The 1065-nt window shown below is 50.0% G+C and carries 1 protein-coding gene and 1 rRNA gene; both read right to left on the bottom strand.

What is annotated here, in order from left to right:
- Positions 1–569: ribosomal RNA gene (locus LJY25_RS21125) — 16S ribosomal RNA — on the bottom strand; the annotation flags it as partial.
- A 283-nt stretch (positions 570–852) separates the two neighbouring features.
- The coding region (locus LJY25_RS21120; protein ID WP_227610431.1) for a hypothetical protein at positions 853–1065 on the bottom strand (213 nt) is incomplete at its 5' end.

Below are 1065 nucleotides of genomic sequence, written 5' to 3'. Positions count from 1 at the left end.
CCACCTACGCACCCTTTAAACCCAATAAATCCGGACAACGCTTGCACCCTCCGTATTACCGCGGCTGCTGGCACGGAGTTAGCCGGTGCTTATTCATCTGGTACCGTCAGTTCCTCACGCATGAGTTTTTTCTTCCCAGATAAAAGCAGTTTACAACCCAGAAGGCCTTCATCCTGCACGCGGCATGGCTGGGTCAGGCTCTCGCCCATTGCCCAATATTCCCTACTGCTGCCTCCCGTAGGAGTCTGGCCCGTATCTCAGTGCCAGTGTGGGGGATCACCCTCTCAGGTCCCCTAGACATCGTCGCCTTGGTGGGCCGTTACCCCGCCAACTAGCTAATGTCACGCAACCCCATCTGAATCCAATAAATCTTTAACCATGAAGCGATGCCGCTCTGTGGTGTTATGCGGTATTAATCCGCCTTTCGGCGGGCTATCCCCCAGATTCAGGTAGGTTGGTTACGCGTTACGCACCCGTGCGCCACTAGTGTATTGCTACACCCGTTCGACTTGCATGTATTAGGCCTGCCGCTAGCGTTCATCCTGAGCCAGGATCAAACTCTCCATTGTATAAAATTCTACACTAAGCCGAAGCTTAGCTGATGTCAAGTGCTGATCCGACCCGTATTGACGAGCTTTAATCAAATGTTACGCTGGTTGTGCTATCGCCTCTTCCCGAAGGAAGAAGGAAGCCTTACCAATTTGTCTTTTCCAAACATTCAAAGAACGTGTGCCAGTCCCTGTTGGACTAACCGTGTGCCTGTTGCCAGGCGGTGTTTGTATCTCTTCTTGCGAAGCCTTACCGAGCGTCGTTCCGTTCGGGGTTGCAAAGGTAAGAAGAGTTTTTCATTTGTCAAGCACGAGGCGAAAAATTTTTTGAATTATTTTTCGAGGCTGGCTTTTCAAATTTCCCCCCTTCCGATTGAAGCGGGCTGCAAAGGTAACAAACTCTTTTCCCTCTTTCCAAGTTCCTGAGCAAACTTTTTTTTCGTTTGCTACCGGAAGCGGCTTTCGTTTCGGGAGGACAAAGGTACGAAACCATTGTCGAGTTTGTCAAGTCTTTTTT

The sequence above is a fragment of the Hymenobacter translucens genome (assembly GCF_020685205.1).
GTDB lineage: Bacteria > Bacteroidota > Bacteroidia > Cytophagales > Hymenobacteraceae > Hymenobacter > Hymenobacter translucens.
The sequence above is the reverse complement of the archived record's forward strand: the minus strand, read 5'-3'. Positions and strand labels throughout refer to the sequence as shown.